Annotated in this window: 17 protein-coding genes; 9 read left to right on the top strand and 8 right to left on the bottom strand. The window is 52.5% G+C overall.

Going from position 1 to position 17,823, the window contains the following annotated elements; all coding sequences use genetic code 11:
* Positions 1–296: 296 nt before the first annotated feature.
* Entirely contained in the window at positions 297–1,121 is an 825-nt protein-coding gene (locus ACSPJT_RS04990) for a mechanosensitive ion channel family protein (RefSeq protein WP_435895265.1), read from the bottom strand.
* Positions 1,122–1,229: 108 nt separating this feature from the next.
* Between ACSPJT_RS04990 and ACSPJT_RS04985 the strand changes: the two genes are divergently transcribed.
* Genes ACSPJT_RS04985 through rnhC form a run of 3 tightly spaced genes read left to right on the top strand, consistent with a single transcriptional unit; the run spans position 1,230 to position 4,306 of the window.
* The gene (locus ACSPJT_RS04985) at positions 1,230–2,549 is read left to right on the top strand and encodes an aspartate aminotransferase family protein (RefSeq protein ID WP_435895264.1); all 1,320 of its coding nucleotides are present in this window, start codon (positions 1,230–1,232) and stop codon (positions 2,547–2,549) included.
* Between the two features lie 6 nt (positions 2,550–2,555).
* Positions 2,556–3,404, top strand: a complete 849-nt coding sequence (locus ACSPJT_RS04980) for an aminotransferase class IV (RefSeq protein WP_435895263.1) — start codon at positions 2,556–2,558, stop codon at positions 3,402–3,404.
* Positions 3,401–4,306 carry a ribonuclease HIII gene (gene rnhC / locus ACSPJT_RS04975; protein ID WP_435895262.1) on the top strand — a complete coding sequence of 302 codons (906 nt, stop codon included), beginning with the start codon at positions 3,401–3,403 and terminating at the stop codon, positions 4,304–4,306. The genes ACSPJT_RS04980 and rnhC overlap by 4 nt, the downstream gene beginning before the upstream one ends.
* Here rnhC and ACSPJT_RS04970 read toward each other — a convergent pair.
* Genes ACSPJT_RS04970 through ACSPJT_RS04960 form a run of 3 tightly spaced genes read right to left on the bottom strand, consistent with a single transcriptional unit; the run spans position 4,303 to position 7,365 of the window.
* Positions 4,303–5,460, bottom strand: coding sequence for a 3-dehydroquinate synthase (locus ACSPJT_RS04970; RefSeq protein ID WP_435895261.1), 1,158 nt, complete (start codon positions 5,458–5,460; stop codon positions 4,303–4,305). The two genes, rnhC and ACSPJT_RS04970, sit on opposite strands and share 4 nt — an antisense overlap.
* A gap of 55 nt (positions 5,461–5,515) precedes the next feature.
* A complete protein-coding gene (locus tag ACSPJT_RS04965; RefSeq protein ID WP_435895260.1) occupies positions 5,516–6,886 on the bottom strand; it encodes an ExbD/TolR family protein in 1,371 nt (456 codons plus the stop codon).
* Between the two features lie 53 nt (positions 6,887–6,939).
* Positions 6,940–7,365 carry a hypothetical protein gene (locus ACSPJT_RS04960; protein ID WP_435895259.1) on the bottom strand — a complete coding sequence of 142 codons (426 nt, stop codon included), beginning with the start codon at positions 7,363–7,365 and terminating at the stop codon, positions 6,940–6,942.
* 75 nt (positions 7,366–7,440) lie between these two features.
* Between ACSPJT_RS04960 and ACSPJT_RS04955 the strand changes: the two genes are divergently transcribed.
* Entirely contained in the window at positions 7,441–7,944 is a 504-nt protein-coding gene (locus ACSPJT_RS04955; RefSeq protein WP_435895258.1) for a peptidylprolyl isomerase, read from the top strand.
* 46 nt (positions 7,945–7,990) lie between these two features.
* The gene (gene yaaA / locus ACSPJT_RS04950; RefSeq protein ID WP_435895257.1) at positions 7,991–8,761 is read left to right on the top strand and encodes a peroxide stress protein YaaA; all 771 of its coding nucleotides are present in this window, start codon (positions 7,991–7,993) and stop codon (positions 8,759–8,761) included.
* Between the two features lie 54 nt (positions 8,762–8,815).
* Here yaaA and ACSPJT_RS04945 read toward each other — a convergent pair whose 3' ends face one another.
* Together ACSPJT_RS04945 and ACSPJT_RS04940 are read right to left on the bottom strand one after the other, a co-directional pair.
* The gene (locus tag ACSPJT_RS04945) at positions 8,816–9,454 is read right to left on the bottom strand and encodes a PEP-CTERM sorting domain-containing protein (protein ID WP_435895256.1); all 639 of its coding nucleotides are present in this window, start codon (positions 9,452–9,454) and stop codon (positions 8,816–8,818) included.
* A gap of 361 nt (positions 9,455–9,815) precedes the next feature.
* Complete coding sequence (locus tag ACSPJT_RS04940) at positions 9,816–11,147, bottom strand: dipeptidase (RefSeq protein ID WP_435895255.1); 1,332 nt, start codon at positions 11,145–11,147, stop codon at positions 9,816–9,818.
* A 122-nt stretch (positions 11,148–11,269) separates the two neighbouring features.
* Here ACSPJT_RS04940 and ACSPJT_RS04935 point away from each other — a divergent pair, with 122 nt between their 5' ends.
* The 3 genes from ACSPJT_RS04935 to ACSPJT_RS04925 all read left to right on the top strand — a co-directional run bounded on the left by ACSPJT_RS04935 (position 11,270) and on the right by ACSPJT_RS04925 (position 15,606).
* Positions 11,270–12,214, top strand: coding sequence for a diacylglycerol/lipid kinase family protein (locus ACSPJT_RS04935; RefSeq protein WP_435896182.1), 945 nt, complete (start codon positions 11,270–11,272; stop codon positions 12,212–12,214).
* Positions 12,201–12,953 (top strand): SanA/YdcF family protein, encoded by a 753-nt coding sequence (locus ACSPJT_RS04930; RefSeq protein ID WP_435895254.1) that lies wholly within the window; start codon positions 12,201–12,203, stop codon positions 12,951–12,953. Before ACSPJT_RS04935 ends, ACSPJT_RS04930 begins: the two co-directional genes overlap by 14 nt.
* A 106-nt stretch (positions 12,954–13,059) precedes the next feature.
* On the top strand, positions 13,060–15,606 hold the full coding sequence (locus tag ACSPJT_RS04925; RefSeq protein WP_435895253.1) for a chondroitinase family polysaccharide lyase: 2,547 nt from the start codon (positions 13,060–13,062) through the stop codon (positions 15,604–15,606).
* Positions 15,607–15,681: 75 nt separating this feature from the next.
* Here ACSPJT_RS04925 and thiS read toward each other — a convergent pair whose 3' ends face one another.
* Positions 15,682–15,882, bottom strand: coding sequence for a sulfur carrier protein ThiS (gene thiS / locus ACSPJT_RS04920; protein ID WP_435895252.1), 201 nt, complete (start codon positions 15,880–15,882; stop codon positions 15,682–15,684).
* Between the two features lie 8 nt (positions 15,883–15,890).
* Positions 15,891–17,039, bottom strand: a complete 1,149-nt coding sequence (gene thiH / locus ACSPJT_RS04915; protein WP_435895251.1) for a 2-iminoacetate synthase ThiH — start codon at positions 17,037–17,039, stop codon at positions 15,891–15,893.
* 118 nt (positions 17,040–17,157) lie between these two features.
* Between thiH and can the strand changes: the two genes are divergently transcribed.
* Positions 17,158–17,772 carry a carbonate dehydratase gene (can, locus tag ACSPJT_RS04910; protein ID WP_435895250.1) on the top strand — a complete coding sequence of 205 codons (615 nt, stop codon included), beginning with the start codon at positions 17,158–17,160 and terminating at the stop codon, positions 17,770–17,772.
* Positions 17,773–17,823 lie beyond the last annotated feature (51 nt).

Raw genomic sequence — 17,823 nt, 5'->3', positions numbered from 1 at the left:
TGCGTGAAGTGAACGCATAATATTTGTAAAAAACATAAAAGACAACCTAACAATTACAAATAATTTACATTATAGGTGTGTTAATTGAATTCACAAAGGGTGGATGTGTCGTTCGGTATTGGGTTTAACTTTGTTACGATCAGTGGTTTATTGGTTTTTCTAGTGTTTCTCGGCATTCCATTTCAAAATCAAAAGGAGGGTGAAATGCCAAATTTACAAATTTCCACGATTACCAACAAAAAAGCCACTGACTCCTGTGGAACCAGTGGTTTTGGTAAAATGGACTTGAGCGTATGCTAGGCTTCCACTTTGTGGAAATGCACGTCGCTTTGAGGGAATGGGAAGGAGATGCCTTCCTTGTCGAATTCTTTCTTCACTTGCTCGGTGAGATCAAAGGTAATCGGCCAGAAGTCCCCGGAGGCTCCCCAGACGCGGACCACGATGTCCACTGAACTTGCGCCGAGCTCTTTGACGGCGATAAATGGTTCAGGCTCTTTGTGAATGCGCTCGTCGGCCTGGATGAGTCGTTTGAGCACTTCCTTGGCCTTGTCGATATCATCTTCGTAGCCGATACCGAAGATCAGCTCCACCCTGCGGGTGCTTTCGGCTGAGTAGTTGATCAAGGTGCTGGTAGCGACCGGGCCGTTAGGCAGGATGACGCGTTTGTTGTCGCCGGTATTGATGATGGTGTTGAAAATTTGGATCGTCTGGACTTTTCCCATTTGCCCTTGGGTTTCGATGAAGTCACCGATTTTGAAAGGCTTCAGGATCATAATGAGAACTCCGCCTGCAAAATTCTGCAAGGTTCCGGAGAGCGCCATACCCACTGCCAAACCGGCGGCACCAAGTACAGCCACAAAGGATGTTGTGGGGAATCCGGCGATGCCGATACACGTAATCACCAGCAAAACTTTAAGAGCCGCGGAGAGCATGCTCAGGATGAATGATTCCAGAGCTTTGTCGTAATTGGTTTTCGCAAACCACTTGCTCATGCCTTTGATGATGACGTTGCATACCTTCCAGCCGATCCACAAAGTGATGAGGGCGGTGAGAAGTTTTAACCCGTAGGTGCTGGCAAGTTCCGTGGTTTGTTGGAGGATTTGTTCGAAGTCGATTGTCATGACAGGGCTTTGATAGGCTTTACTAACGAGACGTGCAACCGGAAATCTGAAACGGTCTGACCGTTACCCTGTTCTCGACAGACATGTCGCCGAGGTTAGAATAGGATCATGCTTCCCAAGCTAACCACAGGTATCCCCGGGCCGAAATCCCAGTCCTTAAGCGAGGATTTAAAAAAGTATGAGTGCCGCAATGTTACTTATACCGCATCTGACTGGCCAGTGTTCTGGCAGCGGGCAGAAGGGGTGAATGTTTGGGACGCAGATGGTAATCGCTTTCTTGATCTCACAGCGGCCTTTGGCGTCGCGGGCTTGGGGCACGGTTGGTCTGCCCAGGCAATGCGCGAGCAGTCCGAGCAATTGATCCACGGAATGGGGGATGTGCATCCGACTTCTTTGAAGGTGGATGTATGCCGGAAGTTGTCAGAACTGACCTATGAGCGCTGGGGAGCAGGTCAGGGAAAGACGATTTTGAGTAACTCCGGATCCGAGGCGGTGGAGTCGGCACTGAAGACAGCCCTTATGGCGACTGGCAAACCGGGAATTGTTAGTTTCAAAAACAGCTATCACGGACTCGGTTACGGTTCTCTGTTAGGCAGTGGTTTCGAGCGATTTCGCGAACCCTTCGAAAGTCAATTAGCCCCACTTCGCAAAGTGCTGGATTTTCCGAAGGGTGGGCTCGATGACTTAGCCCACTTGGCGGTTCAACTCAGTGAGTTGGATCCCGGACAAATTGGAGCCATGATCGTGGAGCCGATCCAAGGACGCGCTGGTAAGTTAGTTCCGCCGGACGGTTTTTTGGGCATGCTCAAGTCTTGGTGTGAGGCTTCGGGTGTCATGCTCATCTTCGATGAAATTTTCACCGGATTCAATCGCACTGGCCAACTCTTCGCCTGCGAGTGGGAGAATGTGGTGCCGGACATGATCTGTGTGGGGAAATCAATGAGCGGGGGGTATCCGATCTCTGCATGTGTCGGAAAGGCTTCTGTCATGGACGCCTGGCCGGAGTCAACTGGAGAAGCACTGCACACTAGCACTTTCCTCGGGAATCCGGTGGGCTGTGCCATGGCTGTGGCCTCACTGGCCGAACACGCACCTAACAGCATGGCGCGACAGGTGCAGATCACCGGTGATAAACTGAAGAAGGAGTTAGAAAAAATCGATAACGCGCTGGTGCTCGAAATTCGTGGTAGAGGATTGATGTTAGGCATGGAACTCCGGCACCCCGATGGATCGCCTGCCGGAGACGTTGCCGGCACAGTCCTCTCTGATATGCTCAGGCGAGGGATTATGATGTTAGCGGATGGGCCTGAGGGGAACGTGCTCGCGTTTACTCCGCCCTTTGCGCTCAGCGATGACGAAATCGAGTTTGTGGGCCACCAGTTGCGCAATGCCATTAGCTCATCGCAGCATCAGCTTGCTGGAAGATAATTGATCATGAATGAAGAAAAAATAGTTTGGTTTAATGGCACGTTGATGGGGGAGACGGAAGTTCATCTGTCGCCCTTCGATCTTGGTGTGTCGGTGGGTCTCGGGGTATTTGAAACGTTGAGTGCCTACCGTGGACTGGCTCCAACATTTCCGCAGCACTACGAACGATTAGTTTCATCAGCTGCTGAGATGGATCTCAGTGTGCCGGATGCTGAGGAAATAGCTGACGCCGTGGAAAGTGTCATCCGTGCGAACGGCCTGGGTGAACAGCGAGCACGCGTACGCATTAGTTTAGGCACGGGAGCACGGGATCTGGGAGGTCATTGTTCTTCTGCGGACGTTCAAGACTACATCATCGTCACCGCCATCCCTCAGGATGATCCCAAGCCTATGGCCGAGCTCGTCTTGGTGCCGAAGCGTTGCAATGAGCACAGCGCCGTCACCGGTATCAAATCGTCTTCTTACGCCAATCACGTGTTATCTTACCGATACGCACGCAAGGCTGGTGCGGATGAAGGGGTGATGCTCAATACCTCAGGAAATATCTGCGAGTGCTCCATGTCGAACCTCTTTCTAGTGAAAGACGGCAAGGTTCTAACACCACCTTTGTCCAGTGGTTGTTTGCCTGGTGTGACACGTGCAGTTGTGATGAAGCTGTGCCAGGAGGAAAGTATCCTAGTCGAGGAGTGGGACCTCAGTGAAGACGATCTGTTTACCGCAGATGAAATCTTCATCACCAGTTCTGCGAGGGAGGTACAGCCAGCGAAGATGGTGGATACTGAAATGCAGTGTCCCGGCCCGCTGAGCAAACGCATCGCTGAGGCGTATCAACGCAACATTCACAACGAAGCATGAGCCTGAATAGCTACACCAGCCCGATCAAGCCGTCGGATGTAGAAACAATCCGCGCCATTCTTGACGAGGCTGGTTTCGAGTTCAAAGACAAACCCTACGCGCATTTCTCAGCCAAAAAGGGCAAACTCAACGTCACCGTTTATGAGAAGGGGCCCAAGGTGTTAGTGCAGGGAAAGGAAACAGAAGACTTTGTGAAATTCACCTTGGAGCCAATGGTGTTAGGTGAGGCGAAGCTCGGCTATGAGGAGGTCAACCAACCGGACATGTTTGAACCCCATTTTGGGATTGATGAAAGTGGCAAAGGTGACTTTTTCGGACCCTTGGTGATCGCTGGCGTTTATACCGATGCCTCATCCACCCGTGCTCTGATGGATTCGGGGGTCATGGACAGCAAGCGAATTACCAGTGCTGCGAAAATAGCGAAGCTGGCCGACATCATCCGTAAGACTCGCGGGGTGAAATATGATGTCGTGAGCATCGGTCCGGAAAGTTATAACCGACTATATGGATCATTCAAAAACCTGAACCGCCTTCTTGCATGGGGGCATTCCAAGGTTATAGCCAATCTTGCCGAGCAAGTTCCTAACTGCCCGCGTGCCCTGAGTGACCAATTTGCACGTAAGGAGGTGTTAGAAAGGGAGCTGAAAAAACATGGTGTAAACCTTGAACTCCAACAGCGAACGAAAGGGGAGAGCGATGTCGCGGTTGCCGCAGCCTCGATTCTAGCGCGTGAGCGATTTGTCCAGTGGATTGATCAATCGAGCGATAAATCAGGTGTGAAAATCCCATTGGGTGCCGGGCCTCATGTGATCGATGCCGCACGTGAACTAATTACCTCCCACGGCGATGAGATCCTGCCTAAAGTGGCAAAGATGCATTTTAAGACGGCTCAGGAAGTTTAATACAGGCTCGAAGCCTGAGACACCTCCAGCCACTGGATGCACTCCTCTAACAATTGAGTGTCCATCGTATGCACATCCTCGCCTTTGCCAATCTCTTTCAGCAGCAGCACAGTGAGTTCTCCGCCAAGGTGCTCGCGGAATTCTTCAAGACCGAGGAAGACCGATCGCTTACCCTCGCTTGTTTTAAATTCGAGCGCTGGGTGCCAAGTGTCGAGCTTCAGCTTTTTCAAAACCTTCAGCACACGCATCGCAGATGCCTCGTCTAACCGACCTGTTTTCCAAGAGTAAACTGTATCAAGAGCTACGCCGACACCAACAGCATCTGCATGGCTAAGTTCAAATTCAGTGAGCTGCTCCATCTTATGCGCCGCCCAGTGACCGAAATCGAGAGGCCGGCTGTTGCCTGTTTCAAATGGGTCTCCACCGTAGGCGATGTGGGAGGCATGCAGTAGCGCAGACCGCTCTACCACTTCTTCCAAAGCGTGAGTTTTGAGTTCTGCGAGTTGGTCGGCATTGTCCTCGATCCAGTTGAAAAATGCAGCGTCTTTGACCAATGCCACCTTCACGGCTTCTACCAATCCAGCCCGGCGTTCGGTTTCTTTCTGGCCGTGGAGGAAGGAGAAATCATTCACCACTGCGTATGGAACTGCGAAAGTACCGAGGAAATTCTTTTTGTTATAAGCATTGATACCGTTTTTAACTCCCACTCCGCTATCGTCCTGAGACAAGGTCGTGGTGGGAAATCTAACCAGTCTGATGCCGCGGTGCGCTGTGGCGGCAGCCAGTCCGATCACGTCGAGATAGGCACCACCTCCGATGCAGAGAATATAGGAGTGACGGTCGATTCCTGCCTTTTCAATCGCATCCCATGCAGCTTGCAGGGTGTTGGCATCGCGTTTGCAGACTTCTCCGCCGACTTGAACGATGGTCCCTCGGGAGTCGAAGCCGGGCATGCGGTCGAGGTAGTCGTTGACCTGTTTTTCGAGATTGGGGAATGCCTCGGCGACTCCACTGTCGATGAATACCAGCACTTTGGCATGACCGTTCGTTTCCAGCAGATCAATGAGCAAGCGGCTATCCACAGCAAACGCGTCACGGGTAAACCGGATGCGGTGTGTGTTACTGATTCTGATGTCAAAGTCCTTGCCGTGCATGATCGTGATACGTTGTCGCGTGGAGCGGTCTTAGGAAAAAGTGGCCCAGACCCATTTATTCGTCAACTAGATCAACGAAGCTGACACGATTGACCTTTTCAGCTGCTAGCGCGTTCAAGACATCCACAACACGTATTTGTTGTGCCTTTTTGTTAGCTGTAATCTTCACGATGGGATCCTGGCCGGCGGCTCTGGCGGCATTGGTGTAGGCCACGATGCGCTCAGTGAGCGTTGGTAATTTACGTTGTTTGACATCGGTCTCAACGATTTCCTTGGCGGCTCCTTGATTGACCCAAATTTCACCCTCGCTACCGATTCCGATAAACAATGGCGCGATGGCTGGGGCATTGGCGTCACCTGCCGGGACCGCAGGCAGTTGCATTCGTAAGTATTCTTCTCTGGGTTTGATCGTGCTTTCGACCAGTTTACGAAGAGCCTTGGCAGCGGCTTTATGTTCACCGTTCTGGGTGGTGTCCTTCGGTTTTTTTGTCTGCCGCTTTACGCTGAACACAACGTTTTGAAGTCCCGCGCTGGCGCCGAGTCGGATCACCCTTCTGATGTGTTTGAAATCAACACCTTTGTCCGCTTTGATTTCCAAAAGCCCTTTCGGATTCTGTTCTTTAAACTTTTTGATCAACGGAACCAGAGCTTCATCAGAAACTGCCGCGTTCTGGACTTTTAAAATGCCGGTCTCGGTGACTTCGATGGGGAAACGGACTTTGCCATCTTTCCGTGCGATGGGTGGCGACACATGCGGGTCTTGTTTCACCTCGACTTGCATCATTTTGATCACCTCGTCGTTCAGCAGGAGTAGCATACGATCCAATTTTCCAAGCTGAAGATGAGAGACTAGATCGATGAGTTCTGAGAGAGGTGCCGCATCATGGCTGACAAACAGGAGTTGGTGATCTTTGGCATCGGTCTCTGCGACCGCCTTTTTCAACTCTTTGCCAAAGCTCTCCATTGTGAACGGGGCCTTCAATTCAAAGTTGCCGAGCGTGCTGGAGTCGAAGTGGGTCGTCTGTTTTCCATGGGAGAGAAAACAATCGAATCCCCAGTTGTAAGGGCCTAGTCCACCTTGGTTCGGATGTTTTGCAGCTTGGATGAATTCGGTGAGATCCGCGGTTTTATAAGTCGCACTGTGACTGGTAGGGCCAGTGGTCGACAGGGTGACGGTGTTGATTTGTGCACGGTAGGTCAGTCCCAACACTTGCATGATTTTTTTGGCTGGGGTTTCGGCTGCAGCTTTGATCGTCAGGTGCGTGGTGGCAGGATCGATCCATGGTTGATCATCCTTGTCTGCCGCCGCTGCATTGACCCAAGCATTCCCCTGCAGCGTCAGAACCGCGGTTGTCGTATCCTCCTTCGCCGTCGCAACCGGGAACGTCAGCAGACTGAGTAACCATGCAGTTAAAAAGTATCGCATACCCAAAGACTAAGGGGCTTGCGAACCCTGTGCCAGCCCAAAGCCGATACGAGTTACCGAACAAAAACCCGACCTCGTGTCTGCGAACTGATTTCCACATAAATCCCACGCGAATCGTTGAGCACTCGCTGCAGATACCATCCGTATTCTTGGGAATAGAACATGGTGTATTGTTTCAAGATCCGCACCGTATCACCGGCGGATTTCGGACCTAGCACAGTAATCAGCAGCGCTTGGTCATGGATGAAGCCGTTTTTTTCGCGCAATTTCCCTGGTTCGATGTGCACCACCGTGAAGAGATGGGATTTCAAATCCTCATGGTTGGCAATGATCGTCAGAGCCTCCTCTTTGCTCGGTAGGTCCGCCGCTTGTGCCTGAACAGCAGGGTGAAGGATGAATAAGAGTATAAGAGGGAGCAATTTGTTGGCGTAGCTGGTCATGGTCTGTTGGACGGTTTTCTCCACACTATATTCAAGCATCTGAACGAATCTTCAAGCAGTCCGAGAAAAAAATCCGTGCAGATCCGTGCAATCCGTGGTTTTTCTACCCACGACATGAGCGACATTACAGACATCAACATTACCATGAAGACCAGCAAGGGCCCAATCAACATCCGCATGTTTGCGCCTGATGCCCAAGTGACCTGCGCCAGCTTCCTCAATCTTGCCAGCAAGGGATTCTACGACGGACTTGTTTTCCACCGCGTGATTCCAAATTTCATGATCCAAGGCGGCGACCCCACCGGCTCCGGAATGGGCGGCCCTGGTTATAAGTTCGAGTGTGAGTGCAAACCACACCTCAAACACGAAAAAGCAGGCATCCTCTCCATGGCCAACGCCGGACCTAACACCAACGGTTCCCAGTTCTTCATCACCCACGGTCCGACACCACACCTCGACGGCAAACACACTGTCTTCGGCGAGGTGACCGAAGGTCAGGACGTAGTTGATTCGATCGCGCAAGGCGACAAAATCGAATCGATCGAAATCAAAGACAGCACCGATGCCCTCTTCGCCGCCCAGGCCGACCGCATCGCCGACTGGAACAACGCGAAGTAATTTATACAAAGCACTGATCACAGCTAACTGATCACTTACCACACCCATGATTTATCTGCTCTCTCCGGCGAAGACCCTCGATTACGAGTCCGATGTGCCATCCCTGCGCTCGACGAAACCTCGTTTCCTCGATGACTCGGCGGAGCTGGCAGCGATCATGAAAAAAATGAAGCCAGCCGATCTGGGAAAGCTCATGGGCATTTCCAGCAAGCTGGCGGAATTGAATGCCGAGCGTTTCGACGATTGGCAACCCGACTTCAGCAAGCCCGAAGCCCGCGAGGCAATCCTCGCTTTCAAAGGTGACGTCTATCAGGGCCTGGCCGTAGAGGATTGGAAAAAGGAAGACTTCGCCGCCGCGCAAAAATCTATCCGCATTCTCTCCGGTCTCTATGGAATCCTGCGGCCACTCGATCTGATGCTACCGTATCGCCTAGAGATGGGCAAAAAGGTGAAAACCGAACGCGGCACCAATCTCTATCACTTCTGGGGCAGCCAACTAACAGAAAGTCTCAACAAGGAACTCAAAGGCGACAAAGATGCGGTGATCAATCTCGCGTCCAATGAGTATTTCTCAGCGATCAAAACCAAGGAACTCAAATCCCCGGTGATCACCCCCGTTTTCAAGGATTGGAAAAACGGAAAGTATAAGGTGATCTCCTTCTTCGCCAAAAAAGCCCGTGGTGAAATGGCCGCTTGGGCTGTGAAAAACAAAATCGAAAAACCCGCCGCCTTGAAGAAGTTCAAGGGCAGCGGGCATGCTTACGATAAAGATCTCAGCGATGAGAGTAGCTGGGTATTTCTTCGAAAAGAAGCCTGAGCAATCATCATGTAGCTTGCTCGTGCCCACCTGTTAGGTGAGCACGATCTTAGGCTATTTTTTATTTCTGCGGAAGATGAGCATGCCGGCTCCCAAGGTGACGCAGAGTATAGAGGATGGCTCCGGCACGGTGGTGACATTGAGTTTAGAGTTACTGTAGGTAACAACTTGTTGGGTGGTCGGGCTCTCGTCTTCTAAGCGGAATCTGAAACCAATGGCATCGTCGCCGTTGGTGATAGCGGCGTTGTAGATGCTTGTGACATCGAAGCTGATGCCGGTATCATTGAAATTGTAATCATCTGAAGAAAATGTGGCAACTGTCCCAGTGGATGTTCTGGAATAGTCTGCAACCACTTCAACGGTGCCATTGGCCTGATAGGCCTCGATGACAATATTAAATGCTCCGCCGAGAAGAATGCCAGTTTGGTCAAATTGAAGCATCGCTGAGGTTGTGGTTGTCTGACCGGTAATGATGAATTCGGTGACGCCGCGAGCATCTCTGGAGCCATTCCCAAGTTCATCACCGATTCTCATGCTGCCAATACCTTGAGTGGCACCGGTGCCGGTATTGTTGCCAGCCGAGCGAAGTTCCCGTTCGAATGCGCTGGAGAGGACTACCGCTTCTGCTGGAGATGTGAGTGTGAGTAAGATGAGGGGCAGGAGGGGTGTCGATTTGATGATGGTTGGTATCATGGTAATAAGTGGTTTGTGTGCAATTGTGTGCACTCAATGACCAATCGTTCCTGCAAAATCATGTTCCAGGAACTTGGCCGCTGGAAGCTGGGGTGGACTCCTGGATATGTCGAGACGTATGCGCGGACTTATACCATGAAATTATTCATCAACATGATGAATCCTAGTTACACCTAGGGTTTACCAGTTCTTGGAGTGATTGCGATGTCTTGGGAAACCGCATGAAAACATGCGATTAAGTTTCGAGAGCGCAATGCCCTATCAGGGAGTGTTGAGAGAATTGCGATCACAATGCACTAGCCCTCTTGAAAATAGAGCTATGCATAATAGACATTCAGTCACCAGTTGTCAGGTCGACGGGCTATTTTGCCAATTCCTTGAGCAGCGCTTTATTTAAACGTATGCCGCCTTCGAAGTTTTCGACATAGTAGTTTTCATTGGGCGCGTGGATCTGACAATCAGGCAGGGCGAGACCTAACATCAGGCTCTCGACACCGAGGATTTCCTTCATGTCCTGAATGATGGGGATGGATCCTCCCTCGCGGATCAGGACGGGGGCTTTTCCAAAGGCTTGTTCCAGTGCGACCTGTCCGGCTTTGCCGTTTTCTGAGTGTGGATCGCAGATGTACGGTTTGCCGTCGTGGCCGACTTCAACGTCCACGGTGACACCGGGAGGGCAGTGCTTTTCCAAGTGCGCTTTGACCTTGGCGGAGATGTCCTTCGGGTCTTGATCGGGGACTAGGCGGAAGGAAAACTTCGCCATCGCTTTGGCTGGTAATACAGTTTTTGATCCTTCGCCTTGATAGCCGCCGCCGATGCCATTGACCTCGGCGGTAGGGCGAGCCCAGAGGCGTTCGGCGGAGCTGTAGCCTGGTTCTCCAAAGGGGGCAGGGGAGCCGGTGATCTTGAGGAGGTCATCGTCGCTCATGCCTGGGACAGTTGCCCACATTTCACGCTCCCATGTTTCCAGCGGGCGTACATCGTCATAAAATCCTTCAATGGCGATGTTACCTTCGTCGTCATGCAGTGAGGCGACCAATTGGGCGACTGCGGTGGCTGGGTTTGCAACAGCACCTCCATAAACACCGGAGTGAAGATCACCCTTGGGACCTCTAACGGTTACCTCACAGCAGGAAATACCGCGCAGGCCGTAGCCCATCGTGGGCACACCGCGGGCTACCATGCCTGTATCTGAAACAGCGATGACATCACAGGCGAGATCGTCTTTATGTTCCTTGAGGAATGGCACCAAGTTAGGGCTGCCGATTTCCTCCTCGCCTTCGAAGAGGAAGATCAGGTTCACTGGCAGTTCACCTTCCTCCTTGAGGGTTTCTTCGACACCTAACACATGAGCCAGCATCTGGCCTTTGTTATCAGTCGCGCCGCGAGCCCAGATCCGGCCATCCTTGAGAACGGGTTCAAATGGAGAGGTGTCCCAGAGTTCTACCGGGTCGACTGGCTGCACATCATAGTGGCCGTAGATCAAGACCGTCTTCTTACCTGCTTCGTGTTGATTGCGAGCGATGACGATGGGGTGTTTGGGTGTTTCGTGCAGTTCAGTGGTCAGACCCATCCCAGTGAGCTTTTCGATGATCCAATTGGCACAGTTGCGCACATCGCCTGCGTGTTTGGAGTCGGTGGAGATACTGGGAAAACGAAGGAATTCAAAAAGGTCTTCAAGCTGCTGGTTCATGTCTCTTGTTCTGGCGAGGCGGATCAGGCGGCGCAAGCATCAAATCAAGATGACTAAAAATTACCAATATTACTGCGTTTCGTAGTTTGAAAATACCCAAAGCCAGTGCAAGATCATCCCAGATGGCGGAGCGATACCCAATCATTTTCAACCCTCATGCACGCAGTCAGCGGGGCAGGAGAACTTTGCGTTTCCTGATGACACACGCAAAACGATTTGCACTCTACGCTAGCAAAAGCGCAGAGGATGCCAAAGAGTTGGCCGCGATGTTCGCCGAGCGTGGTGAACCTATTGTGGTAGCAGCCGGTGGCGATGGCACCTTGAATGCAGTGGTGCAGGGACTGGCTGGTAGCCCGACGGCTCTGGGGGTCCTTCCTGCTGGAACCATGAATGTCTTCGCGCGTGAATTAGGATTTCCTCACACTAGCCTTAGAAAATCACTTGATGTGTTAGATGCTGGCTATGTGAAGGAAGTCGACCTCTATGAGGTCAATGGTCACGCATTTGTGCAGATGGCAGGGATCGGGTTAGATGCCCAGGTGATCGAAGAAACCGATGCCGAAGCCAAAAAAATGTTTGGCCCCATGGCATACCTAACTGCTGCAGTGCGAGTTCTAGGTGAAAAGCCACCCAAGATGCGCGTGACCTGTGATGATGGTAGGATGCAAGAAGGCGTGTGTGTTCTCGCTGGAAATGGATCTCTTTACGGCGGCCAGCTAAAGTTATTCCGAAAGGCCGACAACTGCGATGAAATGCTCGATGCGCTCGTGTTCACCGAGGCGGGTTACAAGCTCGTGTTGGACTCGGTCAAAGGATTGGCCACTGGTGCGATCGATGCCGGAAATTCATCGGTCAATTATCTCCAAGCTCGGAGCTTCCGGATCGAGTGCGACCGTGATGTGCCGATGGAGGCAGACGGGGAGTTTCTGGGTCGTGTGTCCGAAGTCACTTTGGAGCCAGCCAAGCGCAAGCTACGCGTGATCGCACCTGAGAATCCGAAAGAGGGAATCTTCGCGTCAGTATTGAAAACACTCGTTAATCTCCCCCGTAGACATGCGGACGATTGAAATGGATTCGGTAGAGATGGCGAAAAGAGATGTGAGCACAAACAGCAAGACTGTTCTCCAGAAAGCTCGTGCGAAATCAAAGTCGCACTGGCTGGTGCGCTGGTTTAAACGCCTTTTGGTGGTCCTGTTCTTATTCTTTGCAGGTTTCTTTTTCTTCATCTGGTATGCCAACTACGCGGCCACACGCGCAGGAAAGGACATCTTATTCGATAAGGTGAGTGATGTTCCCCACCGTCAGGCTGGGCTGGTGTTTGGCTGTTCGGAGAAATTGGGCGAGCGCGACAATCTCTATTTCAAATACCGCATCGAAGCCGCTGCAGAACTCTGGAAGGCTGGTAAGGTCGACTTCCTCATCGTTTCCGGCGACAATCGTGAAAAATACTACAATGAACCGGTAGCAATGCGCAAAGCTCTCGTCGAGGCAGGGGTTCCTTTCGATAAGATTGTCTGTGATTACGCAGGGCTACGCACCTTGGACTCTGTTGTTAGGGCGAAAAAAATCTTCGGTCTGAACGAGGTAATTTTCATTAGCCAAAAGTTTCAAAACGAACGGGCGGCCTACATCGCCAAAGCCAATGGCATGGATGTGTTAGGCTATAACGCGCAAGATGTCGAAGGCTATGCTGCGAGAAAAACTGAGGACCGAGAGGTCTTGGCCAGAGTGAAAATGTGGCTCGATGTCAATATCACCAATAAACAGCCGAAGCACTTGGGCGATCCTGAGCCTGTTCCGGAATAATTGCTTGGTATGAGGGTAGGCAACACTTTGCTCTTCAGTATCTCTTTCACGACACGTATGGATCGATGTGATAAAGACATTGCGTAACTGCGTATTCATCCAACTTATGCAACTGTCCAATCCCTTGAGAGGCCGCCTTGTTAAAATAGTAGCTGTTTTCCTGCTCGTCGTTTGTTCTCCTGCTGTCCTGGCGGAAACTACAGCAATAAAAGACGCCCAGCTCATCCGCGAGCGCTACGCCACTTACCTGACAGGAGACGACAAGACATTCACGGGCCCATACGGCGAGGCCGCGCTGGCGCATTTTATCAAGGACATCGAAAGGACCCTTAAGTTCGTGCGCCGCTTTGATTTCGATGAGGACCGGGACAAAACCTTCCGCCTGATGATGGACTCGCCCGGTAAGGGCTATCAAAGCGAGGCTAAAATATACGGCCGCTTCATCCAGACCTACCTGCCCAACCTTGCCTTCGGTTACAACGTGGGTGGCGACAAGAACCCGCACTACCGGAAGCAGGAAATCCTCGACCTCTACGTGCAGTGCCTCGACTACCTGCACGCGCGCGGAGTGCGCGACGGCGTCACCTTCCACTACAATCAAAGCCGAATGCAGATGAAAGGTGCGCCACAGCCCGGCCCGGGGGTGGCCAATCTGGTCAAGATGGAACTGCGCATGGGCTCGCTTTGCCAGTCGTTTCTCCTGATGCAACCGCACATCAAAGACGAGACAGTGAAAATCCGCACCCGCAAACTGGTCCGCCATCTTGAAATGTTAGGCCGAACGTCCGGGCACGTCAGATACTACGAGCCACGCGAAAACCCAGAGAAGTTCAAGCACTTGGTGCAGTCGGACGCCATCCAGATTTACTCCGACACCACTCTGGTCTCCGCATTGTTAGAAGATGAGCCCACGCGGCAAAAGCAGCTACTCCAAGAAGCCAGCCTGGTTTACACCGACTCGCTCAAGGTCATTCCCGGCTGGGCGGACACCATCAAGCCAGACTTCACCGGCTTTCATCATCGCGGCGTTTACGGTAACGCCTACACAGGGGGATTCATCCCTCAGGCCGCCTTCGGTGTCTATCTGCTGCATGGCACGAAATTTGCCGTGGCTCCGGAGTCGGTGCGTAACCTGCACCAGCTCATTCTAACATACCGCCTCTACTGTCAGAAGTTCGCCATGCCCTTCGGCATCCGCGGTCGCATGCCACTAAGCACCGACCATCTGAAGAACTCCGTCTTCGCAGGCATTCTCACCCTAGGCTCCGACCTCGGCCTGGGCGATGCGCAGATGAAGCGTGTGTTCGCACGACTCTGGCACCCCCAAGAGGTTGGATGGGAATTTCTCTACTCTGGGGGGCGGGGCAAACCCTTCCGAGGGTTTTACACGCTCAACATGCTTGACCAATTACTAACAGAAAATCCCGAAGCCGAACCGGACCCTCAGGGGTTCTGGTATAAACCCTATGCTGGCCTTGGAATCCATCGACGGGGCGCATGGATGGCGACTGTGCGCGGGTACAGCCGCTACCTCTGGGACTACGAGCGCGGGAAACCGGGCGATGGCGAGAACTCTTACGGCGACTACTTCAGCCACGGCAGCCTGACCATCTTCGCAAAGGGGGAGCCAGTTAACGACATCGCCAGCGGCTACGACCTGCGCCACGGCTGGGACTGGTTCCGCATGCTCGGTACCACCGCCGTGCATTTTCGGATCAAACCAGACCGTAGCGCACGCCATCGTAGCGCCAACGGCTCCGCATTCCTCGGCGGAGCCAGCGCGGACGACCACAATGGCGTGCAAGCGCTGATCATCGATCAAAGCCACTCGAACGATGGCGTGGAAATCAATCTCAAGGCGAGAAAAAGTTACTTTTTCGCTGATGATCTCATCGTCCTGTTAGGTAGTGGTATTTCCGGTGGGGACGGCACTCACGCTGTGGAAACCACTCTGTTTCAGAATGTCATCCCAGAGAATACCGATTACAAACTAACAGAACCCTCCGCCGACGCCGCAGGCAACGGCTACCACGTGCCCGACGGCCAGTCGCTCAAGTTCAAGCGCGGCATGCAGAAATCCATAGACCACAACGGTGCCGAGAAAACAGAAGGAGACGTCGTGGTCTCTTGGTTCGACCACGGACTGAGTCCGAAGGACGCAGGATACGAAGCCGCCGTTTGGGTACAGGGAGCCGATCGAATCCAGCAGCTGCAAGCCAAGCCAGAGGAGTTCTATCAGGTTCTTGAGCGCAGCAAAGCCAGGCACAGCGTCTATTTCCCACGCCAGAACACTGTCATGCACAGCATCTTCGACGCCGGTGCAGTAAGCGGCAAGTGGCTGACCTCCGTTTCGCGACCTTGTGTGGCGGCCTTGAAAATGGAGGGTGGGAAACTCAACCTCAGTCTCGCCGCCGCCGACCTTGGCCTGATTCCGGACGGTGTTGAGATCGGTGAAGATCTACTCAAGGACGTGCCGCGCAAGAACCTGCTCTACTCCGAGCCGAAGACATTTACCACGACCATCAAACTCAAAGGGCGTTGGGAGACAGAGGCGGAGGGTGTTGAACCGATGGTCGACAAAGAGGGAACAAGTATCACGCTGAAGGTGACGGGAGGAAAGCCCGCACGATTGATTGTGGTGAGTAAGGACTAATGCGGGTGACAGAGGGCTTGAGCTAAGAGGCAAGTTAAAAACTTGCGCTACTTTGCGGGGACTGAACCCGAACAATTAGCCTCCTGCAGCGATGGTGACGATCTCTAACTGGTCGTCTTGATCTAACATTGATGACTCATATTCTCTGGGGAACAGAGCCTCTTTGTTGAGTTCAACGACTACAGGTTTATCGCCAAGGCCGATGGATTGCAATAATGCGGCTACGCTGACCGACTTTTCGAGAGCGTGTTCCTTACCGTTGAGCTGGATCGTCATGCTGGCAATTAGTGGTTGGAGCTCAAGATTTCCAAGTCCCAATCTTTCCAGACCGGGTCGTATCCTTTGCCACGTAGAAGTTCTGCGATTTGAGCGGGAGAGCGCTGGTCATCGATGGTGAACTGCTCGGTAGCCCGACTGCATGCAGACTTCGGTTGGCTGTCATCCAGCTCCACGCGTTTTCCCTTCACGGTGAGGTGAAGGTCATCGGTGCCGGCTCCGGTGTAGCCACCCGGATCGGTCTGAGATCCTGCTGACATGTGGGTGATGCCTAATGGGATGAGGGAGTCACGCAACTTGGCCGGTTCACGGGTGCTGAGCACGATGCCGACCTGAGGAAAGCAGGTTCTGAAGGCGCATACAAGCTGCACGAACTGCCGGTCGTTGAGGAAAAAGTTGGGATCTGGGGTGTATTGGTAGTTGCCGGCGTAGGGACGCATCCTCGGAAAGGCGATGTTGAAGCTGGCTTTCCAACAATGTTTGTAAAGGTATTCCAGGTGAGCTGCCAGGGCGATGGCTTCCTTTTTCCAATCCGCCAAACCAAATAGCGCACCTATGCCGATCCGTCTGAAGCCACCAGCATAGGCACGTTCCGGGCAATCCAGCCGCCAGTCGAAATTCTTCTTAGGCCCTGCCGTGTGCAGTTTGACATAAGTCTCGCGGTGATATGTTTCCTGATAAACGATCAGCCCTTCGGCGCCGTGGCTTACAAGTTCACCGTATTGGTGATCCTTCATCGGACCTACCTCGATGGCGATGGTGGGAATGAAGCCTTTGATGGCATCAATGCAATTTTGCAAATACCCCTCGGAAACAAACTTCGGATGTTCTCCTGCGACGAGCAGGATGTTGCGGAAACCAAGGCTGTGAAGGTGCTGGGCTTCAGCAACAACTTGGGGGATGGTAAGAGTGGTTCGCAGGATCGGGTTGTCGCGAGAGAAACCGCAGTATGAGCAGTTGTTTACGCACTCATTGGAAACGTAGAGTGGCGCGAACAGGCGCATGGTTTTGCCAAAATGATGGCGCGTCAGTTTTTGACTTTCACGGGCCATTGACTCCAGTCGCGCATTATCAGCGGGCTCCAATAATGAAGTGAAGCGCCGCAACAGGGGGGAGGGGCGATCGAGGCTGCTTTGGAAATGTTCGGAAAAACTCACCGCCGCAGTGGTCGATCCTTCGGAGACATTTGTCAAAGGGAATCCAGCAAGGAAAAGTGATGATTTTTGCCGCCTTCGCTTGCAAATCGCGTGAACAGCTGGGTAGTATGGACGCGAAATGAGGACATTGTCTGAACTATTTGATAACAACCGTCGCTGGGCAGCTGAACGTATTGCACAAGATCCGGAGTTTTTTGAGCGCCTGGCCAACCAGCAATCACCGAAACATTTATGGATCGGTTGCGCTGACAGCCGAGTGCCAGCCAACCAGATTACCGGCCTGAATCCGGGCGAGATCTTCGTGCACCGCAACGTGGCCAATGTGGTGGTTCAAACTGATTTCAACATGCTCTCAGTGGTGCAATACGCTGTCGAGGTGCTGAAAGTTGAGCACGTGATCGTTTGTGGTCACTACGGTTGTGGTGGTGTTGCTGCCGCATTGGGAAATGCTCGGCATGGACTGATTGATAACTGGCTGCGTCACATCCAAGGGGTCGCCAGAGACTATGATGAGGACCTCTCAAAATTTGAGGGACCTGAAAAACTGGACCGTCTTTGTGAACTCAATGTCATGGCCCAGGCCAGAAACCTAAGCCGCACCACGATTCTTCAGGACGCGTGGGCACGCGATCAGAAAGTGGACGTTCACAGCTGGATTTACCGCTTGAACACTGGCCACTTAGACAGCCTCACCGATCCTATCACGGGTGACAATGACCTCTCTGGCTTCTAATCAGTGGGTGGATAGTGACTATTCCATGCACGGCTTGATAGACGTGACAAC

Source organism: Oceaniferula spumae (genome assembly GCF_042849255.1).
In the GTDB taxonomy this organism is placed as follows: Bacteria; Verrucomicrobiota; Verrucomicrobiia; order Verrucomicrobiales; family Akkermansiaceae; genus Oceaniferula; species Oceaniferula spumae.
This window is presented reverse-complemented; position numbering and strand designations above follow the sequence as displayed.